Origin of the sequence: Candidatus Fermentibacter sp. (genome assembly GCA_030373045.1) — a bacterium.
Classification (GTDB): Bacteria; Fermentibacterota; Fermentibacteria; order Fermentibacterales; family Fermentibacteraceae; genus Fermentibacter.
The window spans coordinates 22,443-45,308 of record JAUCPW010000004.1 but is presented as its reverse complement, the minus strand read 5'-3'; the positions used below and the strand labels follow the sequence as shown (position 1 = coordinate 45,308).

At 67.7% G+C, this 22,866-nt stretch carries 20 protein-coding genes; all 20 read left to right on the top strand.

The window, feature by feature from the left end:
* The first annotated feature begins 39 nt into the window (after nt 1-39).
* The 20 genes from der to QUS11_01325 all read left to right on the top strand — a co-directional run bounded on the left by der (nt 40) and on the right by QUS11_01325 (nt 22,827).
* Complete coding sequence (gene der / locus QUS11_01420) at nt 40-1,338, top strand: ribosome biogenesis GTPase Der (GenBank protein MDM7991951.1); 1,299 nt, start codon at nt 40-42, stop codon at nt 1,336-1,338.
* Entirely contained in the window at nt 1,339-1,932 is a 594-nt protein-coding gene (plsY, locus tag QUS11_01415; protein MDM7991950.1) for a glycerol-3-phosphate 1-O-acyltransferase PlsY, read from the top strand.
* Nucleotides 1,929-2,708, top strand: a complete 780-nt coding sequence (locus QUS11_01410) for an ABC transporter permease (protein ID MDM7991949.1) — start codon at nt 1,929-1,931, stop codon at nt 2,706-2,708. The genes plsY and QUS11_01410 overlap by 4 nt, the downstream gene beginning before the upstream one ends.
* A complete protein-coding gene (locus QUS11_01405; GenBank protein ID MDM7991948.1) occupies nt 2,708-3,916 on the top strand; it encodes an ABC transporter ATP-binding protein in 1,209 nt (402 codons plus the stop codon). Before QUS11_01410 ends, QUS11_01405 begins: the two co-directional genes overlap by 1 nt.
* A complete protein-coding gene (locus QUS11_01400) occupies nt 3,892-5,163 on the top strand; it encodes a glycosyltransferase family 39 protein (protein ID MDM7991947.1) in 1,272 nt (423 codons plus the stop codon). The genes QUS11_01405 and QUS11_01400 overlap by 25 nt, the downstream gene beginning before the upstream one ends.
* Entirely contained in the window at nt 5,160-6,536 is a 1,377-nt protein-coding gene (locus QUS11_01395; protein ID MDM7991946.1) for a radical SAM protein, read from the top strand. The genes QUS11_01400 and QUS11_01395 overlap by 4 nt, the downstream gene beginning before the upstream one ends.
* Nucleotides 6,533-7,261, top strand: a complete 729-nt coding sequence (locus QUS11_01390; protein MDM7991945.1) for a ChbG/HpnK family deacetylase — start codon at nt 6,533-6,535, stop codon at nt 7,259-7,261. The genes QUS11_01395 and QUS11_01390 overlap by 4 nt, the downstream gene beginning before the upstream one ends.
* Nucleotides 7,243-8,625: a glycosyltransferase family 39 protein gene (locus QUS11_01385; GenBank protein ID MDM7991944.1), complete on the top strand. Its 1,383-nt coding sequence runs from the start codon at nt 7,243-7,245 to the stop codon at nt 8,623-8,625. The genes QUS11_01390 and QUS11_01385 overlap by 19 nt, the downstream gene beginning before the upstream one ends.
* Nucleotides 8,606-9,625 carry a glycosyltransferase family 9 protein gene (locus tag QUS11_01380; GenBank protein ID MDM7991943.1) on the top strand — a complete coding sequence of 340 codons (1,020 nt, stop codon included), beginning with the start codon at nt 8,606-8,608 and terminating at the stop codon, nt 9,623-9,625. The genes QUS11_01385 and QUS11_01380 overlap by 20 nt, the downstream gene beginning before the upstream one ends.
* Nucleotides 9,606-11,054, top strand: a complete 1,449-nt coding sequence (locus QUS11_01375) for a radical SAM protein (protein MDM7991942.1) — start codon at nt 9,606-9,608, stop codon at nt 11,052-11,054. Before QUS11_01380 ends, QUS11_01375 begins: the two co-directional genes overlap by 20 nt.
* Nucleotides 11,055-12,002 (top strand): glycosyltransferase, encoded by a 948-nt coding sequence (locus QUS11_01370; protein ID MDM7991941.1) that lies wholly within the window; start codon nt 11,055-11,057, stop codon nt 12,000-12,002.
* Complete coding sequence (locus tag QUS11_01365) at nt 12,002-13,396, top strand: sugar transferase (GenBank protein ID MDM7991940.1); 1,395 nt, start codon at nt 12,002-12,004, stop codon at nt 13,394-13,396. Before QUS11_01370 ends, QUS11_01365 begins: the two co-directional genes overlap by 1 nt.
* Nucleotides 13,397-14,692 carry a PAS domain-containing protein gene (locus QUS11_01360; protein ID MDM7991939.1) on the top strand — a complete coding sequence of 432 codons (1,296 nt, stop codon included), beginning with the start codon at nt 13,397-13,399 and terminating at the stop codon, nt 14,690-14,692. It begins immediately after the preceding gene.
* A gap of 5 nt (nt 14,693-14,697) precedes the next feature.
* Nucleotides 14,698-15,495: a hypothetical protein gene (locus tag QUS11_01355; protein MDM7991938.1), complete on the top strand. Its 798-nt coding sequence runs from the start codon at nt 14,698-14,700 to the stop codon at nt 15,493-15,495.
* The gene (locus tag QUS11_01350; GenBank protein MDM7991937.1) at nt 15,465-16,730 is read left to right on the top strand and encodes a hypothetical protein; all 1,266 of its coding nucleotides are present in this window, start codon (nt 15,465-15,467) and stop codon (nt 16,728-16,730) included. Before QUS11_01355 ends, QUS11_01350 begins: the two co-directional genes overlap by 31 nt.
* On the top strand, nt 16,727-17,098 hold the full coding sequence (locus tag QUS11_01345; protein MDM7991936.1) for a hypothetical protein: 372 nt from the start codon (nt 16,727-16,729) through the stop codon (nt 17,096-17,098). The genes QUS11_01350 and QUS11_01345 overlap by 4 nt, the downstream gene beginning before the upstream one ends.
* A gap of 10 nt (nt 17,099-17,108) precedes the next feature.
* Nucleotides 17,109-18,152 (top strand): ABC transporter ATP-binding protein, encoded by a 1,044-nt coding sequence (locus tag QUS11_01340; protein MDM7991935.1) that lies wholly within the window; start codon nt 17,109-17,111, stop codon nt 18,150-18,152.
* Nucleotides 18,149-19,249: an MraY family glycosyltransferase gene (locus QUS11_01335; protein ID MDM7991934.1), complete on the top strand. Its 1,101-nt coding sequence runs from the start codon at nt 18,149-18,151 to the stop codon at nt 19,247-19,249. The genes QUS11_01340 and QUS11_01335 overlap by 4 nt, the downstream gene beginning before the upstream one ends.
* Nucleotides 19,239-22,211, top strand: a complete 2,973-nt coding sequence (locus QUS11_01330; protein MDM7991933.1) for an O-antigen ligase family protein — start codon at nt 19,239-19,241, stop codon at nt 22,209-22,211. Before QUS11_01335 ends, QUS11_01330 begins: the two co-directional genes overlap by 11 nt.
* Before the next feature lie 181 nt (nt 22,212-22,392).
* The gene (locus QUS11_01325; GenBank protein MDM7991932.1) at nt 22,393-22,827 is read left to right on the top strand and encodes a hypothetical protein; all 435 of its coding nucleotides are present in this window, start codon (nt 22,393-22,395) and stop codon (nt 22,825-22,827) included.
* The last annotated feature ends 39 nt before the right edge of the window (nt 22,828-22,866 follow it).

The following is a 22,866-nucleotide window of genomic DNA, read 5'->3' as shown; positions in this document are numbered from 1 at the left end:
CCCGATGCCCGTATAATCACCGTCTTACGGGAGGAGCCCATGGCTGCACCAACGGTTGCGATAATTGGCAGGGTGAACGTCGGCAAGTCGACCCTCTTCAACAGGATCGTCGGAGGGAGCTCCGCGATCGTGTCGGGTTCGCCGGGGGTCACCAGGGACAGGAACATCGCCCTCGCGAACTGGTCCGGCCACGACTTCTTTGTAGTCGACACCGGCGGGCTGGTTCCCGGCAGCGAGGACCCGATCCAGTCCGCCATCGAGAGGCAGGTCGGCTTCGCACTCGACGAGGCGGACGCAGTCATCCTGGTCGTGGACGGCGCCACCGGCCCGCATCCCTTCGATACCGCCGCCGCCGACCTGATCAGGAGGTCCGGCAGGCCCGCGATCGTAGCCGTGAACAAGGCCGAGAGCGGAAGGGTGATGCAGTCCGCGCCCGAGTTCTACCCTCTGGGGCTGGGCGAGCCGCTGGCGGTCAGCGCCCTCCACGGCACGGGCTCGGGCGATCTCCTCGACGCCCTGGTCGCACTCCTGCCGAAGGAGGAGCACGAGGAGATCGATGCGGTCTCCCTCGCGATCGTCGGGAAGCCGAACGTCGGCAAGAGCTCGATCTACAACCGCCTCGCGGGCTACGAGCGCGGCATCGTGTCCGATGTACCGGGCACCACCAGGGATGCGACGGACACCTTCGTGAAGTGGAAGGAGCGCACCTTCAGGCTGGTGGACACGGCGGGCCTGAGGCGCACCGCCCGCCGCATGGAGGACCTGGAGTTCTACAGCACGCTCAGGTCCTGGCGGAGCCTCGAGCGTTCGGACGTGGTGCTGATGCTCATGGACGGCACCGAACCGCCCTCCGTGCAGGATCTGCGTATTGCTGGCAAGGCCTGGGAGATGGGCAGGGGCCTCATCATAGGCGTGAACAAGCTCGACCTGGGCTTCGACAGGAAGGCCTGGCTCGAGACCCTGCTGGACAGGTTCAGCCCCGCCAGATGGATACCGGTGATGTTCTTCTCCGCGCTCACCGGAGCCGGTGTGGGCAGGATACTGCCAATGGCCGCAAGGGTTTCCGACGACAGGAGTGCGGCCCTCCCGACGTCCGAGATCAACCGCAGGCTCGAAGAGGCCGTCGAGGCGGTACAGCCGCCCTCTCCGAAGGGCAAGCCGCTCAGGTTCTTCTACGCCACCCAGGTGACCTCGAAACCGCCGAGGATCCTCATCTTCACGAACCGGCCCGACGAGATCCCCGAGAACTACAGGAGATATCTCGACAACAGCCTGCGCGAGCTCCTCGGCCTGAGGGGGGTCCCCCTCGGGATCATCTACAGGAAGAGGGAGCACTAGGTGGACCCTCTCGGGACAGCCCTGCCGCTGGCCGGGTTCCTGAGCGGTTCAGTGCCCTGGAGCTGGATCCTGGCCAGGTCGCGCGGAGTCGACCTCAGGAGGGCGGGCTCCGGGAACGTGGGCGCCACCAACCTCCTGCGCTCTTGCGGGAAGGCCGCGGGGGCGGCCGGTCTTCTGCTGGATGCGCTCAAGGGCACCGTTCCGGCGCTTGCCGCACTCCTGCTGACCCATGACGATCTCGTCACCGCCGCTACTGTCGTGGCAGCCGTGCTCGGGCACGTCTTCAGCCCGTGGCTGGGCTTCAGGGGGGGCAAGGGAGTGGCCACCGCCCTGGGCGGCGTTGCCGTGATGGCCCCGCTGCCCCTGCTCGCCGCCCTGGCCGTGTTCGCCGCCGTCCTGGCGGCCTGGAGATTCGTCTCCCTCGCATCGGTCGCCGCAGCCGTCGCCCTTGCGGCAGCCGCCCTCCTCCTCCCATGCGGGCTGCCGGGGAGGATCGCGTGCATCGTCATCGCCATCCTCCTGATCGCGAGGCATGCCGGCAACATGAGGCGCATCCGGTCGGGCACCGAGAGAAGGCTGGGGGAGGACCGGTGAGCGGCGCCCGCCCGGGGATCGCACTCCTTCTCGCGAGCCTGGCCGCCAAGGAGCTGAAGGTCCGCTACAAGAGGTCGCTCCTGGGCTTCGCGTGGTTCCTGCTGAAACCCGTGTTCAACATGGTCGTCTTCACCGTGGTCTTCACCCGGATCATCAGATTCGGCGGCGACATCGAGCATTATCCCCTCTTCCTCCTGACCGGGCTGCTGGTCTGGAACTTCTTCTCCTCCTCCCTCACCGCATCGACCACCAGCCTGCTCGACAACACGAGGCTTATAAGGAGCATCAGCTTCCCCAGGGCGGTGCTCCCCGCCGCGAGCGTGGCGGCCAACGCCGTCCACCTGCTCCTGGCCCTGCTGGTGACCGAGGCGCTCCTGTGGGGCTTCGGGCATGCCCCTTCGGCCTCCCTCGCGGCCCTCGTCCCGGCGGTGCTGCTGCTCATGGCGATGACCACCGGGATCTCCCTCGCGCTCTCGGTCTGGAACGTCTATCTCAGGGACGTGTCGCAGCTCGTCGAGGTGGTCCTGCTGGCCTGGTTCTACGCCTCGCCAGTCATCTATCCCCTCGGCACCGGGCTCCTCCCGCCGGGGGCCGAGGCCGTCATGCGCTTCAATCCCGTGGCGGGGGCGTTCGAGATAGTGCATTCCGCCATGTACTCCGGGACATGGCCGCCATCCTGGTGCTGGATCTCGCTGTGCACCTGGACGGCCGTGCTTCTCCTGGCGGGATTCGCGGCATTCCGGGCCGCCGAACCGGCAGTGGTGAAGGAGCTGTAGTGGCCGCGCCCGGCTCGGTCCGCTTCAACGGCGTCGGACTCGACTACAGGATCTTCCACGACCGCACCTCGAGCCTCTTCGAGGCCATGTCGAACCTCTTCAACCGGCGGACCCGGTCGGAGAAGCTGAAGGCCCTCGACGGCGTGACCTTCTCCATCGGCCCCGGCGAGGCAGTCGCCCTGCTGGGCCCCAACGGGGCCGGCAAGTCGAGCACCCTCAAGCTGCTCGCGGGGATCTACCGTCCATCCCGGGGATCGGTCGAGACCTCGGGGAGGATCGCATCCCTGCTCGATCTCGGGGTCGGATTCCATCCCGAGCTGACCGGGCTGGAGAACCTGTACCTGAACGGCGCCCTGCTCGGTCTGGGGAGGAGGGACATGGAGCCCCTCATCCCCGGTATCGCCTCATTCGCAGGACTGGAGAGGTTCCTTGACACGCCGGTGAAGTTCTACTCGTCGGGCATGTTCATGAGGCTCGGATTCAGCCTTGCCACGGCCGTCGAACCCGACCTGCTGCTCATAGACGAGGTCCTCGCCGTGGGCGATGCCGAGTTCCAGCAGAAGTGCCAGGACAGGATCTACGGCTTCAGGGGCACGGGCAGGACGATCGTGTTCGTCTCCCACGACCCCGCCGCGGTGAGGAGGCTCTGCGACAGGGCCATCTGGTTGGGAGACGGAAGGATCGTCATGGACGGGCCGGTGCAGGACGTCCTGTCGGCCTACATGTCCAGGGCGACGCCCGGACCCCGGGCGGTCTCCTGCTCTCCCAGGGAGTGGGGCACCAGGGAGGTCAGGTTCGACCGCGTGGACATCACCGGGGGGGACGATCTGCCCGTGGCTTCCTTCGAGCCCGGGCGGACCCTGAGGGTGAGGGCCGAGATATCCACGTCGCTGCCCGGGGGCGCCGACGGGATAGTGTTCGGATTCTCCCTGCACAGGCCCGACGGCGAGAGGGTGATCGGATCGAACAATCTCGAGCTGGACGAACCCCTCCTGTCCCTGAAGAGCAGGGCCGTGGTATGCATGGATATCGACCTGGAGACCCTGGAACCGGGCGCCTACCTGCTCGGGCTCGCCCTGACCGATCCCGTCAGGGGAAGGGACTACCACTGGCAGGACTACTACTATCCCGTCGCCCTCTCGGGCGAGAGACACGATCCTCCGGTCAGGCTCAGGAAGGCTTCATGGCGGACAGAACAGTCGGTCTGACCGTCGCGGCCGCGGTCGTGGCGGTCCGGATCGCCTTCATGGCATACCTCGGAGGAGCCCTCGCGGAGCCAGCCAGGGACCAGGAGCTCTATCTGCGGCTTGCCGGGAGCATACTGGACGGGAAGGGCCTCTCCTTCGGCTCCGACGAGAACATGCTGAGGGTCGGGAGGAGCGGGGATGAAGGCATCTCCGGCTCCTGGGCATCCGATCCGCGCTACGTCTTCGGCATCGGTCCCGTCGAGGAGCCATCCGCGCTCGTCGAGCCCGGCTATCCCATTATCCTCGCGGCGTGCATGGCAATCGCCGGAAGGGTCTCCGGGGCTGTGTTCCTGCCGAATCTCCTCGCCCAGATCATGGGTGCGCTGGCCGTGTCCGAGATCGCGAGGAGGCTCGCCGGATCGCGAGGCGCTCTGCTGGCCGGGCTTTCCTTCGCGCTCTACCCCTATTACGTCTTCTACACGGCGAACGCCATGACCGAAGCCATCCATGCAGGCATGATCCCCGTGGTGGTCCTGGCCACGCATTCCGCCATGGAGGGGCGCTCGAGGCCCTCGGCCGCCGGCCTGGCCGCGGGGCTGCTCTTCCTGGTCAGGAGCACGGTCCTGTTCCTGCTGCCCGTGCAGCTCGCATTCGTATGGCGCGCGAGGGGCATCCGTGCGGCGGCCGGGGTCCTCGCCTCCTTCCTCGTCTGCGTCGCTCCGTGGGTTGCACGGAACGCGGTCGAGCTCGGCAGTCCGGTCCTGCTCCCGACGAAGGGTTCCCTGAACCTCTGGATGCGAAACAACCCCGTGGCGCTGTCCGAGGAGGGCATCGAGGTGCCGGGATGGATCGAGGTGCACTCCCCGGAACTCCTGTCGTATCCCGATTTCTCCGGACTCGACGGCGAGGTGGAGCGGAGCGCGGAGCTGGGCAGGAGAGCCCGCATGTTCATGCTCGACAATCCGGCACTGATGGCCTGGCTCTCGGTCGAGAGGCTGACCGCCTTCCTCTCGCCCGTGCCCTCCTCGCCCGCGGGGCGGGAGTGGATTCCGGGGGCTCTCATGTACGCAGCGGCCGCCGGCCTGGCCGGCGTGGCGCTCCACAGGTACAGGAAGTCATCGCTGGCATGGCTCATGGCTGCCGTGTTCGCCGCATACTGCGCCGTTCACGCGGTCGGGCACGGCGGGGTGCGGTACAGGCTGCCCGTCGATTCGGTCCTCCTGGCCGCGGCCTCTGCGGTCGTATCGTCGATCTGGAGAAGAACATGAGCGGATTCGAGAGGGTTCTGTTCGTCTTCCCCGAGACCAGGTATCCGTCGGGGCAGCCCCCGCTGGGCATAGCCTCGCTGTCGGCGGTGCTGAGGAGGATGCCGGGGGTCGAACCCTTCCTCTGCGACATGTCCTTCCAGAGGAATCCCTTCGGGGAGCTGTCGGGGATGCTCGCCTCCACGAAGCCCGACCTGGTCTGCATCACCGTGCTGACCCCCCAGCTCGGGGCGGCCCTGGAATCCGTGGCCGTCATCAGGCGCGACGCACCCGGCGCGTTCCTGGCGATCGGCGGACCCCATGCCACGGTGCTGCCGGAGGAGACGCTTACGGCGACAGGTGCCGACCTGGTCTATGCCGGCGAGGGGGAGACCGCCTTCCCCCTGATCCTCGGCGGTGCCGATCCCTCGGCGATACCCGGGAGCTGCGTGCTGAAGGACGGCCGCCCCGCGAGGACCCCCGGGCTGCTCCTGGTGGACGATCTCGACGCCCTTCCCGAACCCGACCGCGGGCTGTTCGACATGGAGAGGTACTTCCGGAGCTGGTATTCGATGGACAGGGTCGACCCCGGCCTGAAGGGGACATCGGTGATGGCCACGCGCGGCTGTCCCTTCACCTGCACCTTCTGCCAGCCCACGCTCTCGGAGATCTTCGGCGCAAGGCTCCGCAAGAGGTCGCCTTCACCCATCGTCGACGAGCTCGAATCGCTCGTCTCCAGATACGGGATAACCGCATTCATGTTCGAGGACTCGACCTTCATCCTCGACAAGGCCTGGGTCCACGAGATCTGCGACGAGATGAAGGCCAGGGGCCTGCGCCTGAAGTGGTGCTGCAACGTGAGGGCCGACCTCCTCGACGAGGACCTGCTCTCCCACATGAAGGACGCAGGCCTGGCCAAGATCAACATGGGGGTGGAATCGGCCTCCCAGAGGGTCCTCGACGACATCTACAGCAAGGGCATCACGGTGCAGGGGGTCGTGAGGGCCCTGGAGATGGCCAGGCGCATGGGCGTCAGGGTGCAGGGCTACTTCATGCTCGGCGCCCCGGGCGAGACCCTCGGGGAGATGAAGCGCACCGTGGAATTCGCAGCCTCCCATCCCTTCGACGACGCGCTGTTCGACATAACCACCCCGTTCCCTCACACCGAGCTGTGGAACAGGACCCGGCACCTGGTCACGAAGGACTACACCGACTTCGACTGCTTCCACCAATGCGTCTACGACCTGGACGGGATCGAGCCCGGCAGGGTCGAGCGCCTCAAGAAGCAGGCCTTCTGGCGGTTCTACCTCCATCCGTCGCGCATCTTCAGAACCATCGCCACGGCTCTGGGACCCGGGAACCTCCGGAGGACCCTGCTGAAGGCCAGGCGGGTATGAGCCCCGGCCGTGCCGGCAGGAGCATCCGCGTGGTGATCGACGATGCGGGTTCCTGCACGGAGGTGGACGACGCAGTTTCGGCGTGCATCGCCGCGGGTTCGGTCGACGGCTTCTCGATTCTGGGGTCCTCCCCCGGCGCGGCGAGGGCCTGCAGGATGGCCCTGGATCTCGGGTTCCCGTCCGGGGTCCACCTCAACGCAGTCGAGGCTCCGCTCCTCACCATGGCCCCGGTGACGCAAGCAGGCATCCTGGCCGGGGGGAGAAGGGCAGTGGAGGCCGTGGAACGCGAATGGAGGGCGCAGATAGAGCTGACGGCATCGCACGGCGTCCCCGTCCGCTGGCTCGACAGCCACAGGCACGTCCACCATCTGCCGGGGCTCGCAGGGCTCATCGTGAGACTCGCTCTGGAGTACGGGGCGGGCCGCGTCAGGGCGGCGGTGCTTCCGGACAGGTTCGCGCGGCCCTCCGGCCCCCTCCTCGACCTGCTCGGCAGGCGCTTCGCGGGGATGGCCCGCGGGGCGGGTCTCACCGTGCCCCGTTGCATGGCGGGCTTCGGCGTGTCGGGGAGGATCAGCAGGGAGTATCTCGAAAGGCTGGCCCTGCCGGCCGGTGAATGCGAACTCGTCGCACATCCCGCGACGGCTCCGGTCTGGTCCGATGGACAGCCCGGGGAACTCGCCCTGCTCTGTTCGGAATGGTTCAGGACATGGAAGACCGGCATCTGAAGATACTCCTCGTGCTGGCCCTGGCGGCCAGGATCGGCGTCTTCCTCCTCGCCGGGCGGGGGGGCGTGCTCATAGGCGAGGGAAGGGTCTACTCGGACCTCGCGGTGAACATCCTCGAAGGGAGGGGATTCACGCTCTCGCCCTCGATGCTCTGCCCCGACGAGGATCCGGAGGTCACCAGGCTCCTGTACACGAGAACCTTCCAGTTCTATCAGAGGGTGGACGGCTTCTACGGAGTCCTCAGGCCCGGCAGGCCCACGATCTTCATCCCCCCCGGCTATCCCATGCTGATGGCGGCGGCCTATTCGATCTTCGGCGCGGGTGACCTCCTGGCGGTGCGGGGACTGCAGCTCGCGGCCGGGCTGGTGACGGTGATGCTCGGCTTCATCCTGGCGCGGAGGCATCTCTCGGGGCGTCCCCTGGCCCTGGTCTGCCTGTTCATGGCTCTCGACCCGTTCGAGATCTACTACGAGGCCATCCCGGCCACGCAGGCCGCCTTCAGCCTCCTCTTCATGTCGGCGCTCCTGCTCTCAACCTCGGCGTTGGACAGGCGGAGCGCCCCCCGCGCCCTCCTCGCATCCGCCGTCTGGGGTCTCGCATACTACGTCCGGCCGGCCGCCCTGCCCGTGATGGCCGTGTTCATCCTCTGCATCCTGGCCGCACCAGGCCGCGCCATGCTCCGCAAAGCCGCCCTCGCCGGGGCCTGCTCCGCCGTCTTCCTGGCCGTCCTGGCGCCGTGGGCCGTCTATGCGCACTCCGTGAGCGGGCAATGGCGGATCACCCCCACCCAGGGAGGAGTGAACATCTGGGAGGCCGGCGGCAGGATATTCTCCTCCCATTTCGAGGGGGAGGCCCGGGGGGCCGAGAGCCTGTACGGCCCGCTCAGGGCCGAGTATGCAGGCTCCATCCGGAAGCCGTGGCTCGCCGAGTTCCCCGAGTTCAGGGACGAACCCGAATGGGTCAGGGACAGCATTCTCACCGAGAGATCGATCGAGTTCCTCGCCGCAAATCCGGGCCTCCTCCCGAGGCTTGTCCTGCTGAGGTTCACGGAGTTCTTCAAGCCTTTCCCGTTCAATGAATTCCCGATCCACTACATGCTGGCCGGGCTTCTCACCTTCGGGCTCGTCCTGCTCTTCGCCGGAGCCGGGCTGGTGCTCCATCTCAGGGCCAGGCAGCCTGCCACCCTGATGCTGGCCCTCACCGTCGTCGCATATACCCTGGCCCACCTCGCATCGATCTCCGGCACTCCCCACAGGGTCGCGCTCGACTTCCCCCTGGCCGTACTGGCCGGAACGGGCTTCGGGGTCTTCCGGGCCAGGGCCGGCGCAGCTCGCAGGTCTTCCGTTGCGCGGCCTGATAGTTAAGACACACGCCTTCGGCGACGCCCTGACGGCCACTCCGGCCGCGGCCGCCCTCGTCGCTTCCGGAGGGGAGTGGACCGCCCTGGCAGGGCCGTCGAGCGCAGAGGTATGGCGAAGGCTGCCCGGTCTCAGCTCCGTCATCGAGGCTCCTTTCCCCGCCCCGGGGGTCCTGGGCGCGGCCAGGCTCGCTCTCTGGACGGCAGCCTCCGCCCGCGCCCTCGGCGGATTCGACATGACCGTCGTCATGCATGCCAGCCCCGGCGTCAGGAGATGGATAAGGCTCGCGACCGGGGCGCCTTCACGGAGCGGCGGCCGGTCTCCGCTGGGCGCGTGGGAGACGGTCAGCCCGCTCGACTCCCCCGGTTTCGCCGCCGGTCTGTATGCCCGCATAGCCGGTGCCGGGGTCGATTCCTTCAGGCCGGTCTTCGCGGTGCTCGACAGGGAGAGGGAGGCTGCCCGCGACATGATAGGGGAGGGCCGGTTCCTGGCCGTTGCGCCCGGAGGCGGCCGGAATCCCAGGGATACCGTTCCCGAGAAGAGATGGGCGCCGGAGAGCTTCGCGGATGTGATCCGCAGGGCATCCGCCCGCGGACTGAAGGCCGTCCTGCTGGGCGACTCGCACGACCGGACCTCGGCCGAGGCGGTCTCCAGGCTTGCCGGATCTGCGGTCGCCGCGGACCTCACAGGGCGCACGGGATGGGGAGAGGCCGCTGCCGTGATGCAGAGGTGCCGGGCCTTCGTCGGACCGGATTCCGGCCTTGCCCATCTCGCCTGCGCGGCGGGCCTCCCGGTGGTGGTCCTGTTCGGTCCCACCGACCCTGACAGCCTCTACGCCCCCGGCCTGATCGAGGCGGTGCGCACGGACAGCCCCTGCTCCCCGTGCTATTCCAACAGCGTGTTCCGCGGCTGTCGAACGGGCCGGGGGGATTGTATGTTCCGCATCGATCCCGGCAGGGTATGGTCCACTCTGGAGAGAATCCTGGATGAAGACGAGCGCGGTTAATCCGCCCTTCCTGAGGCGGTTCAGCAGGGGACAGCGCAGCCCGGCCGTGACCAGGAGCGGCACCCTCTACTATCCCATCTGGCTCTCCTACGCGGTCGGGGTCCTCGAGTCCGCCGGACACGATGTCGACCTCGTGGACGCCCCGGCCTCGGATCTCGACGAGGACGCAGTCCTCCGAAGGGTTTCCGGGCATGGTTCGCAGCTCGTCGTCCTGGAGTCGTCTACTCCCTCGATAGAGAGCGACACGGCGTTCGCCGACCGCCTGGCCGGGGATGGAAGGACCGTCATACTGGTCGGAACCCATCCCTCCGCCCTTCCCCGCGAAACCCTCGCATCGGGCAGCTCCTTCCAGGCCGTCGCCGTCGGCGAATACGACCTGACCGTGCGCCTCGCGGCAGACGCCCTCGCAGGCGGAGACGCCATGAGCCTGCGTTCGGTGCCCGGGCTGCTGCTGCGCACGGGCGGGGAACCCTTCGACACCGGTCCGTGCCGCAGGCTGGAGGACCTCGACTCGCTGCCGTTCGTGAGCTCGGTGTATGCCCGGCACCTCGACACGCGCAGGTACAGCAATCCCAACGCACTGCACCCCATGGTGATGGTGATGGGCGGGCGCGGGTGCCCCAACTCCTGCTCGTTCTGCCTCTTCCCGCAGACCCTGACGGGCAGGGCCATGAGGACGCGGTCGGTCTCGAACATCGTCGACGAGGTGCTCTGGGTTCGTGACAACATGCCGGAGATCAGGGCCGTCTTCTTCGAGGACGACACGATCTCGGCCGACAGGACGAGGCTGCGCAGCCTCGCCGACGCACTCTTCGAAGCCGGGAGCCCTCTCCGCTGGACCGCCAACATGAGGGCGGACGTGGACTACGAAACGCTGCGCGCCTGCAGGAGGGCGGGCCTCAGAACCGTCTGCACGGGTTTCGAGAGCGGCGACCCGGGCATGCTCGCTGCCATGCGGAAGGGGCTCGACGTCGCGACCATGAGGCGCTTCGCCCTCGACGCGGAACGCGCCGGCGTGCTCGTCCACGGCTGCTTCCTGTTCGGGGCTCCGGGCGAGACCAGGGCCTCCATGCGGCGCACCCTCGACTTCGCCCTTTCCCTGCCTCTCTACACGGCCCAGTTCTATCCCCTGATGGTCTATCCGGGAACGGAGGCCTACGACGAGGCTGCGGCCGAAGGCCGGATCGTGCCTTCCTGCTTCCGCGACTGGCTCTCGCCGGAGGGACTGCACACCGCGGTCGTGAGAACCGGGGAGCTGTCCGCATCCGACATCTCGGCCTTCTGCGACCATGCCCGCCGGCGGTTCTACCTCAGGCCGGGATACGTGGCCGGAACCATCGCCAGGACGATCTCGGATCCTGCGGAGAGGAGCAGGACGCTGAAGGCCTTCTCGACGTTCTGGCGGTTCCTGCTGCCAGGGAGGCGGTAGATGCCTGCCTCCGTGGTGATCCCAGTCCACGTGGCCGGATCCAGGCTGCTCCCGTGCCTGGAGGCGCTCAAGGCGCAGGAACTGCCGGGAGGGCTGAGGATCATACTGTCCCTCGACGGCTCGTTCCCCGTCCCCGCCGGGGTCGCATCGCTGGCCGACTCCATCGTGGCGGGGGCGCACGGCGGCCCGTCCGCCGCCCGGAACAGGGGCTTCCGGGCGTCGACCGATCCCGTGATCCTCTTCACGGATGCCGACTGCATACCGGAGGCCGGCTGGGCGGCCTCGCTCACGGCGGCAGTCGAGGCCGGCGCCGACGCCGTGAAGGGAGTCTACTCCTCGGGCGGGGCCCGTATCGTGCAGCGGCTCCAGCAGGTCGAGTTCGAGGAGAGATATGCGGGTCTCGAACCGGGCGGTGCCGTTGACATGGTGGACACCTACTCGAGCGGTTTCAGGAGGGCTGCACTCGAGGAGTGCGGAGGATTCGACGAGCACTTCCCAGCGGCCGACCACGAGGACGTTGACCTCTCCTACAGGATGGCGGAACGCGGCATGATCCTCCGCTTCGAGCCCGGGGCGAGGGTCGTGCACGAACACAGGCCCACCCTGGCCGCCTATGCCAGGACCAAGTTCTCCCGCGGGCGATGGAGGGCGGTCGTGACGCGCATCCATCCAGGGAGGAGCATCTCCGACAGGTACGTTACAGGGAGTCTGCGGGTCCAGCTCGCACTCTGCGCCATCTCCCCGGCTGCGGCGCTCCTCGCCTTCGTCGAACCGCTCGTCCCGCTCGCCTGGACGGCCGCATTCCTGCTCTCGTGCATACCGCTGATCCGCACCGCGCTCCGCGTCGATCCGCCGGTTTCGCCCCTCGTGCCGGCCTTCGCCTTCGTCAGGGGCGCCGCACTCGTTTGCGGGCTCTGCGCGGGCGCCATCCGCGGCGGAGCCGCCTGATGCTCGCCCCGGTCAGGAGGGCCGACAGGGTCCTCAGCCTGTTCCTGCTCGCCGCCGACACCGTGGCCGTGCCCGTGATATTCCTCATTACCTTCTGGCTCAGATCCGCCGTGATAGGCGATCACGTGCCCGGCTTCGACGTCCGCTTCGGCGACTACCTGCACGTCATACCGGCGATCTGGCTCCTGTGGATCGTCTGTTTCGGCTGGGCCGGGCTCTACAGGCCCAGGAGGCTCCCCGGCGGCACCGGCGAAATCCAGAAGACCATGAAGGCCCTGCTGGCCATGTCGGTGGCGATGATGGCGGCCAGCTACCTGGCTCAGAAGGACTATTCGCGCCTGATGCTCATCCTCTACACGGCCTGCGCCGTTCCCGTCGCATCGATCCTGAGGGCGGCGGCCAGATCGCTGGCACGGCGCGTCGCTCCGGTGATGGAGGCTCCGAGGATACTCGTGGTGGGCACCGGAGAGGTCGCGACGCGGGTGGCGGGCAGCCTCGAAAAGCTCCCGAGACCTCACCCGGTGGTTGTCGGCTTCATCTCGCCGGCCTCGGACGACGGCGGACCCAGAACGGTGGGAGGCATCCCGGTCTCCGGCTCGCTGAACGATCTCCCGAGGCTGCTGGTGAGCATGAAGATAGACGAGGTCTTCTTCGCGGCGCCCGACCTCGACAGGGGGAGGATCCTGGACGTCATCTCTTCCGTCGAGAAGAGCGACGTGCACTTCAGGGTGGTCAGCGACCTGTTCGAGATCTCGTCCGCCCCGACCGACCTGGACGATCTGGCGAGGCTTCCGATCATCGAGATAGGGCATTCGCCCCACGGGATGCCGGCGAGGGCGGTCAAGCGCCTGTCCGACATCGTTATGGCTTCCCTGGCCATCGTGGTTCTGAGCCCATTCCTCGTGATCATCTACCTGGTGCTCCTGCTGGGGGGGAACGGATCGCCCGTGTTCAGGCAGGTGAGGATAGGGCGGAACGGCGTCCCCTTCACCTTCTACAAGTTCAGGACCATGAAGCCGGAGACGGGGGAGTACGAGGTCGCCCCGCTCTCGCCCGGCGACCCGAGGGTCACCCGGGTGGGGAGGTTCCTCAGGCGCACCAGCCTCGACGAACTGCCCCAGCTCTTCAACGTGGTCGCCGGGAGCATGAGCATGGTGGGTCCGCGGCCCGAGATGCCCTTCATCGTCGAAGGGTATTCGGAATGGCAGAAGAGGAGGCTCGAGGTCAGGCCGGGCATAACCGGGCTCTGGCAGATCATGGGCAGGAAGGACCTACCGCTCCACGACAACATAGAGTATGACTTCTACTACATAAGGAATCAGTCGTTCATGCTCGACGTCGCCATACTTCTGCGCACCGTTGCGACCGTCTTCAGGGGGAGGGGAGCCTACTAGGTGGCCGAGGAGCTCGGCAGGATCTGTTTCGAGGCCTGTCCGGAGGCCCTGATGATCGTTCGCGACGGGCTCGTCGTCAGGGTCAACGAGGAGATGTGCAGGCTCCTCGGGATCAGGGCGGGGGCCGAAGCCGAGGGCAGGCGCATCGAGGAGATCATCCCGATGGACCTGGACAACCGGGTGGGTCTCCATGCCGCCCTCTCGCGGATACTCCCCGGCGACGTGCGTGCCTACGAGTGGGAGCTGTCCCTGCCCGGAGCGGTCTACATCCCCGTGATCATCCGCGCGACGGGGCTCGGCGGGGGCGGCCTCCTCATCTCCCTGCGCGACTTCACCGAGGGACAGCAGAGGAACAGGGCCATCCTCGACCACGAGGAGCAGAGGCGCGCATTGCTGGAAGCGACTGGCAGCCCGGTGTTCTGCGTGGACAGGGACTGCAGGATTCTCTGGTGCAGCGGCTCCTTCGCGTCCCTCGCCGGCGAGCGCCCCGGGTCCCTCGCCGGGAGGCAGTGCCACAGGATGCTCGGGGGGCTCGACACGCCGTGCCCCGGATGTCCTGCGATACAGGCGATGAGGACCCGGTCCATGCTGTCCAACGCACCGTGCGCCCCGGGGAGGGATCTCATGGTATCCGTCTCATCCTTCCGGGGATATGACGGCTCGCCTGCCGGCGCAGTGCTGATGATCCTCGAGGAACCGCCGGGGGCTGGGTCATCACCGGTCGGCCGCGACGGGGCCGCTGCGGCCCCGTTAGGCCTGGTCGACGGCGGAGCCGGGCGAACCCCGCTCCCGGAGCCCCCTCCCGGGGACACCCCGAACCCGGGAGCGGCCCCGCGGGAACTCGATGTCACTGGATGGCTGCACTCGTCGGCGGGAAGGCTCGAATCGCTGCTGGGCTCCCCTCTGGAGATCCTGGCGCCGGCAGGACCGGCGAGGGCGTGCGTCACCCCCGAGGATCTGCTAGAGGCTTTCAACAACCTGGCCGGGGCGGATTTCGGGACCTGCCTGCCCGAGAGCAGCGGGATAGCGGTGAGGATCGACCGTGCCGAACTGGCAGCCGGCCTGCACGGCATGGCTGCCGGCAGCTACCTCTCCGTGTCGCTGGGCACCAGGCTCGCGCTCGATTCCACCGACTGCGCCTCGGTGCCGGGCGGACGGCAGAACCGACTCTCGAACTTCCCCATGCACGGCGCCTCCCGGAGCGGAGGCGCCTCGGGCGCCGTCTTCGTGTCGAGGGCTGACGGAGACCGCAGGTTTTACCAGATAATGATCCCCGTACCGGACCAGGGGAGGTAGCCGAGATGATACCGAGCCTTGCAGCCCTGCTCCTCTCCGCCTCCACGGCATGGTCCGGGGCCGGCTCGGTGGAGGCCCTGGCCGTTGCTGCCTGGCCTTCGGCATGGGGCGACTCTCCCTCGACCGCCTACGAGGCCCCTGCCGGCATCTCCAGGATCGAGGGCATCGACCTGTCGGCGTCCTGGCTCGACGGCTCCGGGAGCTCCGCCGCGGCCGGCGCCGGCACCAGGACCGGTCCCGTCTTCTCCTCGCTCGTCCTCGGCTGGGCCGAGGCACCGGGCGCACCGGGGGACGGCTCCGATCCAGTCTCGGCCACTGCGGCATGCGCATGGGTCGCTACGGGTGATCCGGTGGGATTCATCGAGGGCTTCTTCGGCCCGAGCATCGCCCTGGGAGCGGCCTGCAGGGTCGAAAGGAGAGACGGCGGCAACGAGGCCCTCGGAAGCGCAGGGCTCCAGTTCGCCATCTTCCCCACCTTCTCCCTCGGTGCCTCGGTGGTCGACATCCCGCTGTCGGCGCCGTCGGGGACCGAGGCCGAGACCCACTGGGGGGCCACCTACATCTTCACCCGCGAGCTGAGGGTCCATGCCTCCGTCTCGGATGACGGTCCGGCACTCGGGGCCGAGCTGGATGTCACTCCCTGGCTCAGAGCGGCAACGGGCTCCGACGGGGACGCCTGGAACGCGGGGGCTGCAGCAGACGTCGGGCGATTCACCATCGGGTACGGGCTGTCGCTGGGGGATTCCTCAGCGGTTCACGCCGTCACCGTCGAATGCGGGTTCGGAGGTGCGAGCTGGTACTGATACTCCTCATGGCCGTGGCGAGTCCTCCCGACTCCCTGGATCCGGGAGGCTGGGTCCTCTCCCACAGGGCGACGTTCACCGCGGAGGCTCTCTGCACGCCGGGCGGCGACTCGTGGGTCGGCGCCGGGGACAGGCTTATGGAACTGAGCGAGACTCTCGAGCTCGAATCAGGGCGCATCGGCGCCTCCCTCACAGTCACTGCCAGGGATGCGGATTCGAGCGAGATCTTCCTGCGGAGCGGCGGCATCGAGGCCGGCTGGCCCGGAACCCCCTGGATCGGGGCCGGCGTCTCGCGTTCGCTCAGGGCGCCCTTCGTCCCGGGGCTCAGGGATCCCCTGATCGAGCACGGCTGGGTCGACATCGACTCGGTGTCCTCGATCCACGGCTGCCTGGGCGGGCTCCTGGGAACGACCCTCGATTTCACGGAACACTTCCTTCCCGGCGCCGACACCGTCTGCGTCTTCGAAGCCTCCTCTCCATGGCTCGGCTTCGGCAGCTTCGGCTACACGCGGATCTGGAGCGCCGGAGCCGACTCCGCCTTCGACCTCGACACATACGAGGCGCGCATCGACCTGCGCATCATCGAACCCTGGATCGTCCTGGCCAGGAGCGGATCGGGAGCCGATTCCACGGCCCTCGTCGTCGAAGGGGCAGGATACTCGCCCATGGGTTGGGGCGGGGGCCGTCTCGAACTCGTGCCCGTGTTCACCTGGGCCGGTGACTCGATCGGAGTGCCCGGGAAAGCCTTCTCGCCGGGCAGGACCACGGTCGGCCTGGATGCGGTCGTCAGGCCGCTGACCTCCGCACTTTCCGGAATGGCCGGCTGCCGGTATGATCCCGCCGATCCGGGGGCGGCGAGAGGAAGGGCGTCGGTCGACCTCGTCTCCGAGGGCGGCTTCCACCACTCCCTCCTCGCCACCGGGATGGGAGGCCGTTCCTGGCGGTGCAGCCTCGAATCGGTCCTCCACGCCGGACGGACTTCCATGGGCGGCGGGCTGGAGCTGATGCAGGACAGTGTGAGGATCACGGGAACCGCAGGCTACTCGCCGCTTCCGGGGGTGCACGCCCTGCTCGACATCTCGGCGAGCCCCGAAGCCGGGGGAGGGGCCCTTCCCCAGCCCGCATGCAGCCTGGGCGTGGCCTACTGCAGGCAGGGTGCCCGCGCCCTGATCGTGCTCGAGAGGTCGGGCGGCGGGACGACCGTCGGAGTCTCGCTCTGCGCGGTGTTCCCATGAGGCTGCGGATCGCCGCGGCCGTGCCCGCGCTCCTGCTGGCGCTCGCCCTCGGCGGGTGCTCCGCCTTCACGCCCGCGACCCTGGGGGATCCCGGTGGATTCAGGCTCTGGTATCCCGGGGCAGCCTCGGTCCAGGTGATCGGCGACTGGAACGCATGGGGGGGACTCGAATCCGCCGGGGGCACGCTCGACCCGTCCTGCGGTGTGATGACCCCCGATGACGACGGATTCTGGACGGCCGAGGCCGCCCTCGAGAAGGGAAGGTACAGGTACGCCTTCCTCGTTGACGGGCACATCTGGGTGCCCGATCCCTCCAACCATCTCCGCGCGGAATACGGCGGCAGGGAGGTGTCGGTCCTCGTCAGGTGACGGGGAGGACATGGCGGCAGTCGAATTCAGATCGGTAGGCAAGGTCTTTCCCGGCGGGGTGACGGCCCTGGGGGATTTCACCGTGACCGCGGAGGACGGCTCCTTTCTCGTGCTCGTGGGACCGAGCGGATGCGGGAAGTCCACATCGCTCAGGATACTCGCCGGGCTCGAGACCCCGACCTCCGGTTCAGTATGGATAGGCGGGCGCGACGTCACGGACGTCTCCCCGCAGGACCGCGACATCGCCATGGTCTTCCAGAACTACGCCCTCTACCCGCACATGACCGTGTTCGACAACATGGCGTTCGCCCTGCGCATGCGGAGGATACCGGGGCCGGAGATGAACCGGAGGGTCGAGGAGGCCGCGGGCATCCTGGAGATCACCGCCCTCCTGGGCAGGAAGCCGCGCGAGCTCTCCGGCGGTCAGAGGCAGAGGGTCGCTCTGGGAAGGGCCATCGTCAGGAAGCCCTCGGTGTTCCTCTTCGACGAACCCCTGTCCAACCTCGACGCCAAGCTGCGCGTCCAGATGCGGAGCGAGCTGGCCAGGATCCATCACCGGCTCGGATCCACGATGATCTACGTCACACACGACCAGGCCGAGGCCATGACGCTGGGCGACCGCATAGTCGTGCTCAGGGACGGCCTGATCCAGCAGCTCGCCGCCCCTCTCGAACTCTACGACAGACCAGTGAACTCGTTCGTGGCCGGATTCATCGGGAGCCCCGCGATGAACTTCCTCGAACTGACCGGGGAGGGTGCCGGGAGGGCGGGAGCGGTGTCGTCGGGGCAGGATATCCCGGAAGGAGCTGCCAGGATCGGCATCAGGCCCGAGGACGTGGTCCAGCTCCAGGCAGGCGCCGTCTCCTGCGTCGCCGAGGTCGTGGAGATACTGGGCAACGAGAAGATCGTCTACATGAGAACGGATACGGGTGAGCCGATCGTCATGAGGTGCGACCCGTCCGTGGAGGCTTCCGTCGGAAGCGTGCTCCGGCTCGGCTTCAGGCCCGGGCGCTGCCACTTCTTCGGCGCAGGCGGCGAAAGGCTCGTCAAATGAGCGATTCCATCCAGCACATCCTGTTCGCCTTCATCGGGGCGCTCACGATATCGCTCCTGCTGACCCCGGTGGCCAGGAGGGTGGCCCTCCGGACAAACCTCGTCGACAGGCCCGGGAACAGGAAGAAGCACCTCATCGCCACGCCCCTGCTGGGCGGGGCGGCGGTCTACTCGGCCTTCGCCGTTACGATCGCGGCGGGGCTCCTGTTCTGGCGCGGCCTGCCCGAGGGCGCGATAGCCGACACCCCCCTGAACTGGCAGTCCCTGGGGGTGATGGTCATCGGCGGGGGCCTCCTGATGACCCTGACGGGTCTGCTCGACGACATGCTCGAGCTCTCCCCCCGGATGAAGCTCCTCCTCCAGTCCCTCTCGGCACTCGCGGTCGGGGTCTATTTCGTGCTCAAGGGCGCCCAGCTCAGCATCTTCCTGGCCGGGGGACCGCTGGCCTGGCTCTCGGCCCCGCTCACCATCATCTGGCTGGTCGGGATAACGAACTCGCTCAACCTCCTTGATCACGCCGACGGCCTCGCCGCCGGGGTATCCGCGATAGCCACGGCCTTCCTGACGGTCATCAACCTGATCTCCGGCAACGAGGCTGTGGCCTTCGCCTGCGCCGCCCTGTCCGGGGCCTCGTGCGGGTTCCTCGTCTTCAACTTCAATCCCGCATCGATCTTCATGGGCGACTGCGGGAGCAACTTCCTCGGGTTCATGCTGGGCATCGCATCGGTCCTCGGTGTCTACACGCCCGCCGGTTCCATCAGGGAGATCGCGATCTTCTCGCCGCTGCTCGTCCTGGCGGTGCCCCTGCTGGACACGCTCCTGGTCCTCATCTACAGGAAACGGAGGGGCGTGCCCCTCCTCTCCGGCGACAGGAACCACCTGGCCCACAGGCTGATGCGCATCGGCATGAGCCACAGGGAGGCCGTGCTGCTCCTCTACGCGGTCGGGCTGCTCATGGGCATCCTGGCCCTGCTGCTCCCGACCCTGGCCCCCTACCAGGCCGTGCTCGTCTTTGCCCATGCCGTCGGTTTCTCGGCCATCATCGCATTCTTCATCTCGCGTGGAGAGAAGAGGAACAGGACCAGGGATGACCAGTAGACCCTTCGAGAGATCCGTCGCCCCCTGGCTGCTGATACTAGTGTCCGCCCTCGTCGTGTTCACTCTCCTGCCCAACAACAGATCGAGCATCCTGGTCAAGGAGCTCGCCTACTGCCTGGGCGGGGCCGCGGTCTCGCTGCTGGTGGCATCCGCGGCGGCGAGGGGGGTTCCCCTCAACCGCGCAGTGGACTGGAAGCTGGCGTCGGCCTTCCTCCTGCTCATGGCCTGGATGACGGCCCGCCACTTCTCCGGCGTGCCTTCCGTGAACGGCCCCAACATCATCATCAGCCTCGGCATGCTCGGTCTGACCACCGGGGCGGCCGGGCTCCTGCTCGACGACAAGGGCCGGATCACGGTGCAGTGGGGTCTTCTCGTGATAATGGCCCTGCTCTGCGTCTATTCGATGCTCCAGTGGATGAACGTCGTGATCTTCCCCTGGGATGTCTACCTCGGCTCCGGAGGCAGGGTCTCGGGTTCGCTGGGCAACCCGAACCTGCTGGGGGGCCTCGTCGCGGCCTTCATGCCCGCAGCCGTGGGGATCCTCATGGGATCGCGCATGGGCAGGGCCGCGAAGCTGTCGTCCATGGCCGCGTTCACGCTGATCTCGGTACTGACGATATCCGCCAGCGGCACCCGCGGGAGCCTGCTCGGGATGATCGCCGGCCTGGTCTTCATGGCGCTCTATTCGTCGACCGGCATCCGCGGGGGCTCCGGGAGGAGCCTGGTCATCCCGCTGGCGGCGCTGGCAGCCGTCGTGATAGTCGGCCTGCTGATGAAGGACAGGCTCATGGAGCTGTCCCGCCTCGGCGAGGGCACGGCGAGGGTGAGGCTGGTCATCTGGAGCGGCGCCCTGGCGCTCATAGCCGCCAATCCCTTCCTGGGATACGGCCCCGGCACGTTCCAGATCATCTTCCCGGCCGTGCGGAACCCGATGTACAGCATCCTGGGCACCAGCCACAACACGCTCCACGTCCACTGCGAGTACCTCGAGATACTCGTGGAGATCGGCATCGTGGGCGCGCTGTTCTTCGCGGCGGCTTTCTGGAGGCTCTTCTCCTCCTCGATGGACGACGGGTCGGGCGGGAGGAGGAGGCTGTCCGTCAGGGATGCCGGGATACTGGCGGGCATCATCGCCTTCCTCGGCGAGGCCTTCGTGTCGGTCAGCCTGAGATGGCCGCCCGGCGCCTTCGTGTTCGCGCTGTTCTGCGGCCTGCTCCTCTCGGGAGGCAGGGCGGGCGAAAGGGCCCTGCCCAGGGCGGTCGCCGTCCTGTTCCTGCTCCCTGCCCTGTTCATGGCACTCTGGGGCACGGAGCGTTACGTCACCGGCATGAGGTCCGGCCACTACCTCTTCCTGGGCAAGGACCAGTATCTGGACAAGATAGAGAGCGAACTCGGCCTGGCTGCCAATGCGGCCATGGCCTGGGAGCAGACGGGCGAAGAGGCCAGGCGGCAGGAGGCCCTGCAGCGGTTCCAGTACGCCTGGGTGTGCTGCGACAGCTCGATAGCGATCTGCACCAGGTGCGTCGAGGTAAACCCCGAGGAGCTCGGGGGATGGTACGGCCTCGGCAGCGCCTGGCTCACCAAGGCCATCCTCTATCAGCCCGCGAATCCGGCGCTCGCAAGGCTGACGCAGGAGGCCGGCTATCCCGCCGGCCGCGACCTCTCGCTCGAAGCCACCATGCAGGCTCTCGCCGCCTATGAATCCCTCAGGACGAGGGCTCCCGACTATGCCGAGCTCAACAACAACTTCGCGCTCACCTACACGAGGCTGGGCATGCCCGACATGACGATGAGGGCCATGAGAAGGGCCTATCAGCTCCATGGCCACAGGCGGGCCGACTACATACACCAGGCCATATCCCTCGCCCCCCTGGGAGGCGGCTTCGACGCCCTCCACATGATCTGGCTGGACAAGCTCCAGGGCATAGCCGGATCCAGCGCGACCGGCGACAGGACCGAATCCCGGATCGAGTCTGCGGAATGGACCTCGGGCTTCGCGATGCTCTTCCATCCGGAAGCCGCCGACAGCCTCTGCACGGCCCTCTCATCCACCTGCGACGAGCTCCCGGCCGATATACGCCAGCGCCTGACGTCCGACCTGGCGGACCAGGCGGCAATGGCAGCCACCGACGCCGACCTCTTCCGCAGGGCCATGGCCTGCGACACCACGGGGCTCCTGGCCCTGGCCGAGGGCGGGATGGCATCGACGGACGCCCTGCTGCCCGGACATCTGGCGGCGAGAGCGGTGGCCCTCTCCCTGAAGGGCGATCCCCGTGGCCCCGAAGGGATGGTCGACCTGTCCGTGTGCCTCCTCACCGACGGTTTCGAATGGATATCCCTCTGGCCGCCGGACGGGATCGTGCCGCTGCAGGTCATGGCCGCGCTGCCGCGGACGGGGACGGTTCCCGCATGGAGGGGCACCTTCCTGAAGACTGTCCTCGGCCTCCAGGACGTGGACATGTTCCTCATGAACCGGATCATGATCTCGCGGAGCGACTTCCGTGACAACGTGCCCCCTGACGTCCTGTCGCGCTTCGAGAGCGTCTGGTACGGGACTGGGGGGATGCTCGCCGCGAGGGATCTCGATCCCGGTTCGCCGGAGCCCTGGGTACCGGGATCGGCGATGGCCTCGGCCGCCGGGCTGGCCGACAGCATCGCGCTCACCGGCGCGGAAGGCGTGCGCACTTCGATAGCGTTCCACTTCCTGATCGCGAGCTCCTTCTGGGTCGAGTCCCAGGGCTATACGGAAATCCAGCGCGACTTCCTCCTGGCGCGGATCGACACGCTCAGGACCTCGCTGGATTCCCTGCTGGGCCCCGAGGAGGCGATGTACTCGATGTACGCGCTCTTCGGGGAGATCGAACCACTGCTGAGGACGCGGTTCGGCGAAGCCGGCAATCCCTTCGTCGACATCCTGGAGGATGACATCATAGAGGGGGACGTCCTGGCCTCGGTGATGTGATCCCCGGCCGGGGGATGGCGGCCGGCCCGCCGCGGCCCCGCCGCCCTTGTCAGGATTGGCGTTTCCAGCTAGATTCAAGCGCTAAAAGCTCCTGCATGCGTACGAGCCGCGCGGGCGGGTGTACCTGCCAGCGGGGCGGTTTTGTACTTTACTGGGGGGATGCCGACTGGACGCGGCCCGGTTGAGGGAATCGCTCGAGACGCTCGCGAGCGGCATGGGCCTCCTCGTGGTGGACGCGGGGTGGTTCCAGACCGGCAGGCGGGCCGTACTGAGGGTCCTGGTCGACCGGCCCGGCAGGGTGACTGTCGGCGAATGCGCGGCTCTCTCCAGGGCGATCGAGGACATGCTCGACCGCGAGATGGTCGAATCCGGGTCCTACGTTCTCGAGGTCGGCTCGCCCGGGGTCGGGCGCAGGCTCGAGTCCGAGAACGACTGGCTGAGATGCGTCGGCAGGACCATCAGGGTCGAGGCCGGCGGCGAGACTTTCGAGGGCGAGCTCCTGTCCTTCGAGGGCGGATGCCTCGTCCTTCCCGGGGGCAGGATAGTGCCGGTCTCGGTCGTGACGCGCGCCGTCGAAGTCCTGGAGACGGGTGTGAACAAGGGCAGGAAGGCCTGACGGGCGCAGCCGGTCGGGAGCCCATTTCCGGTTAGGGAG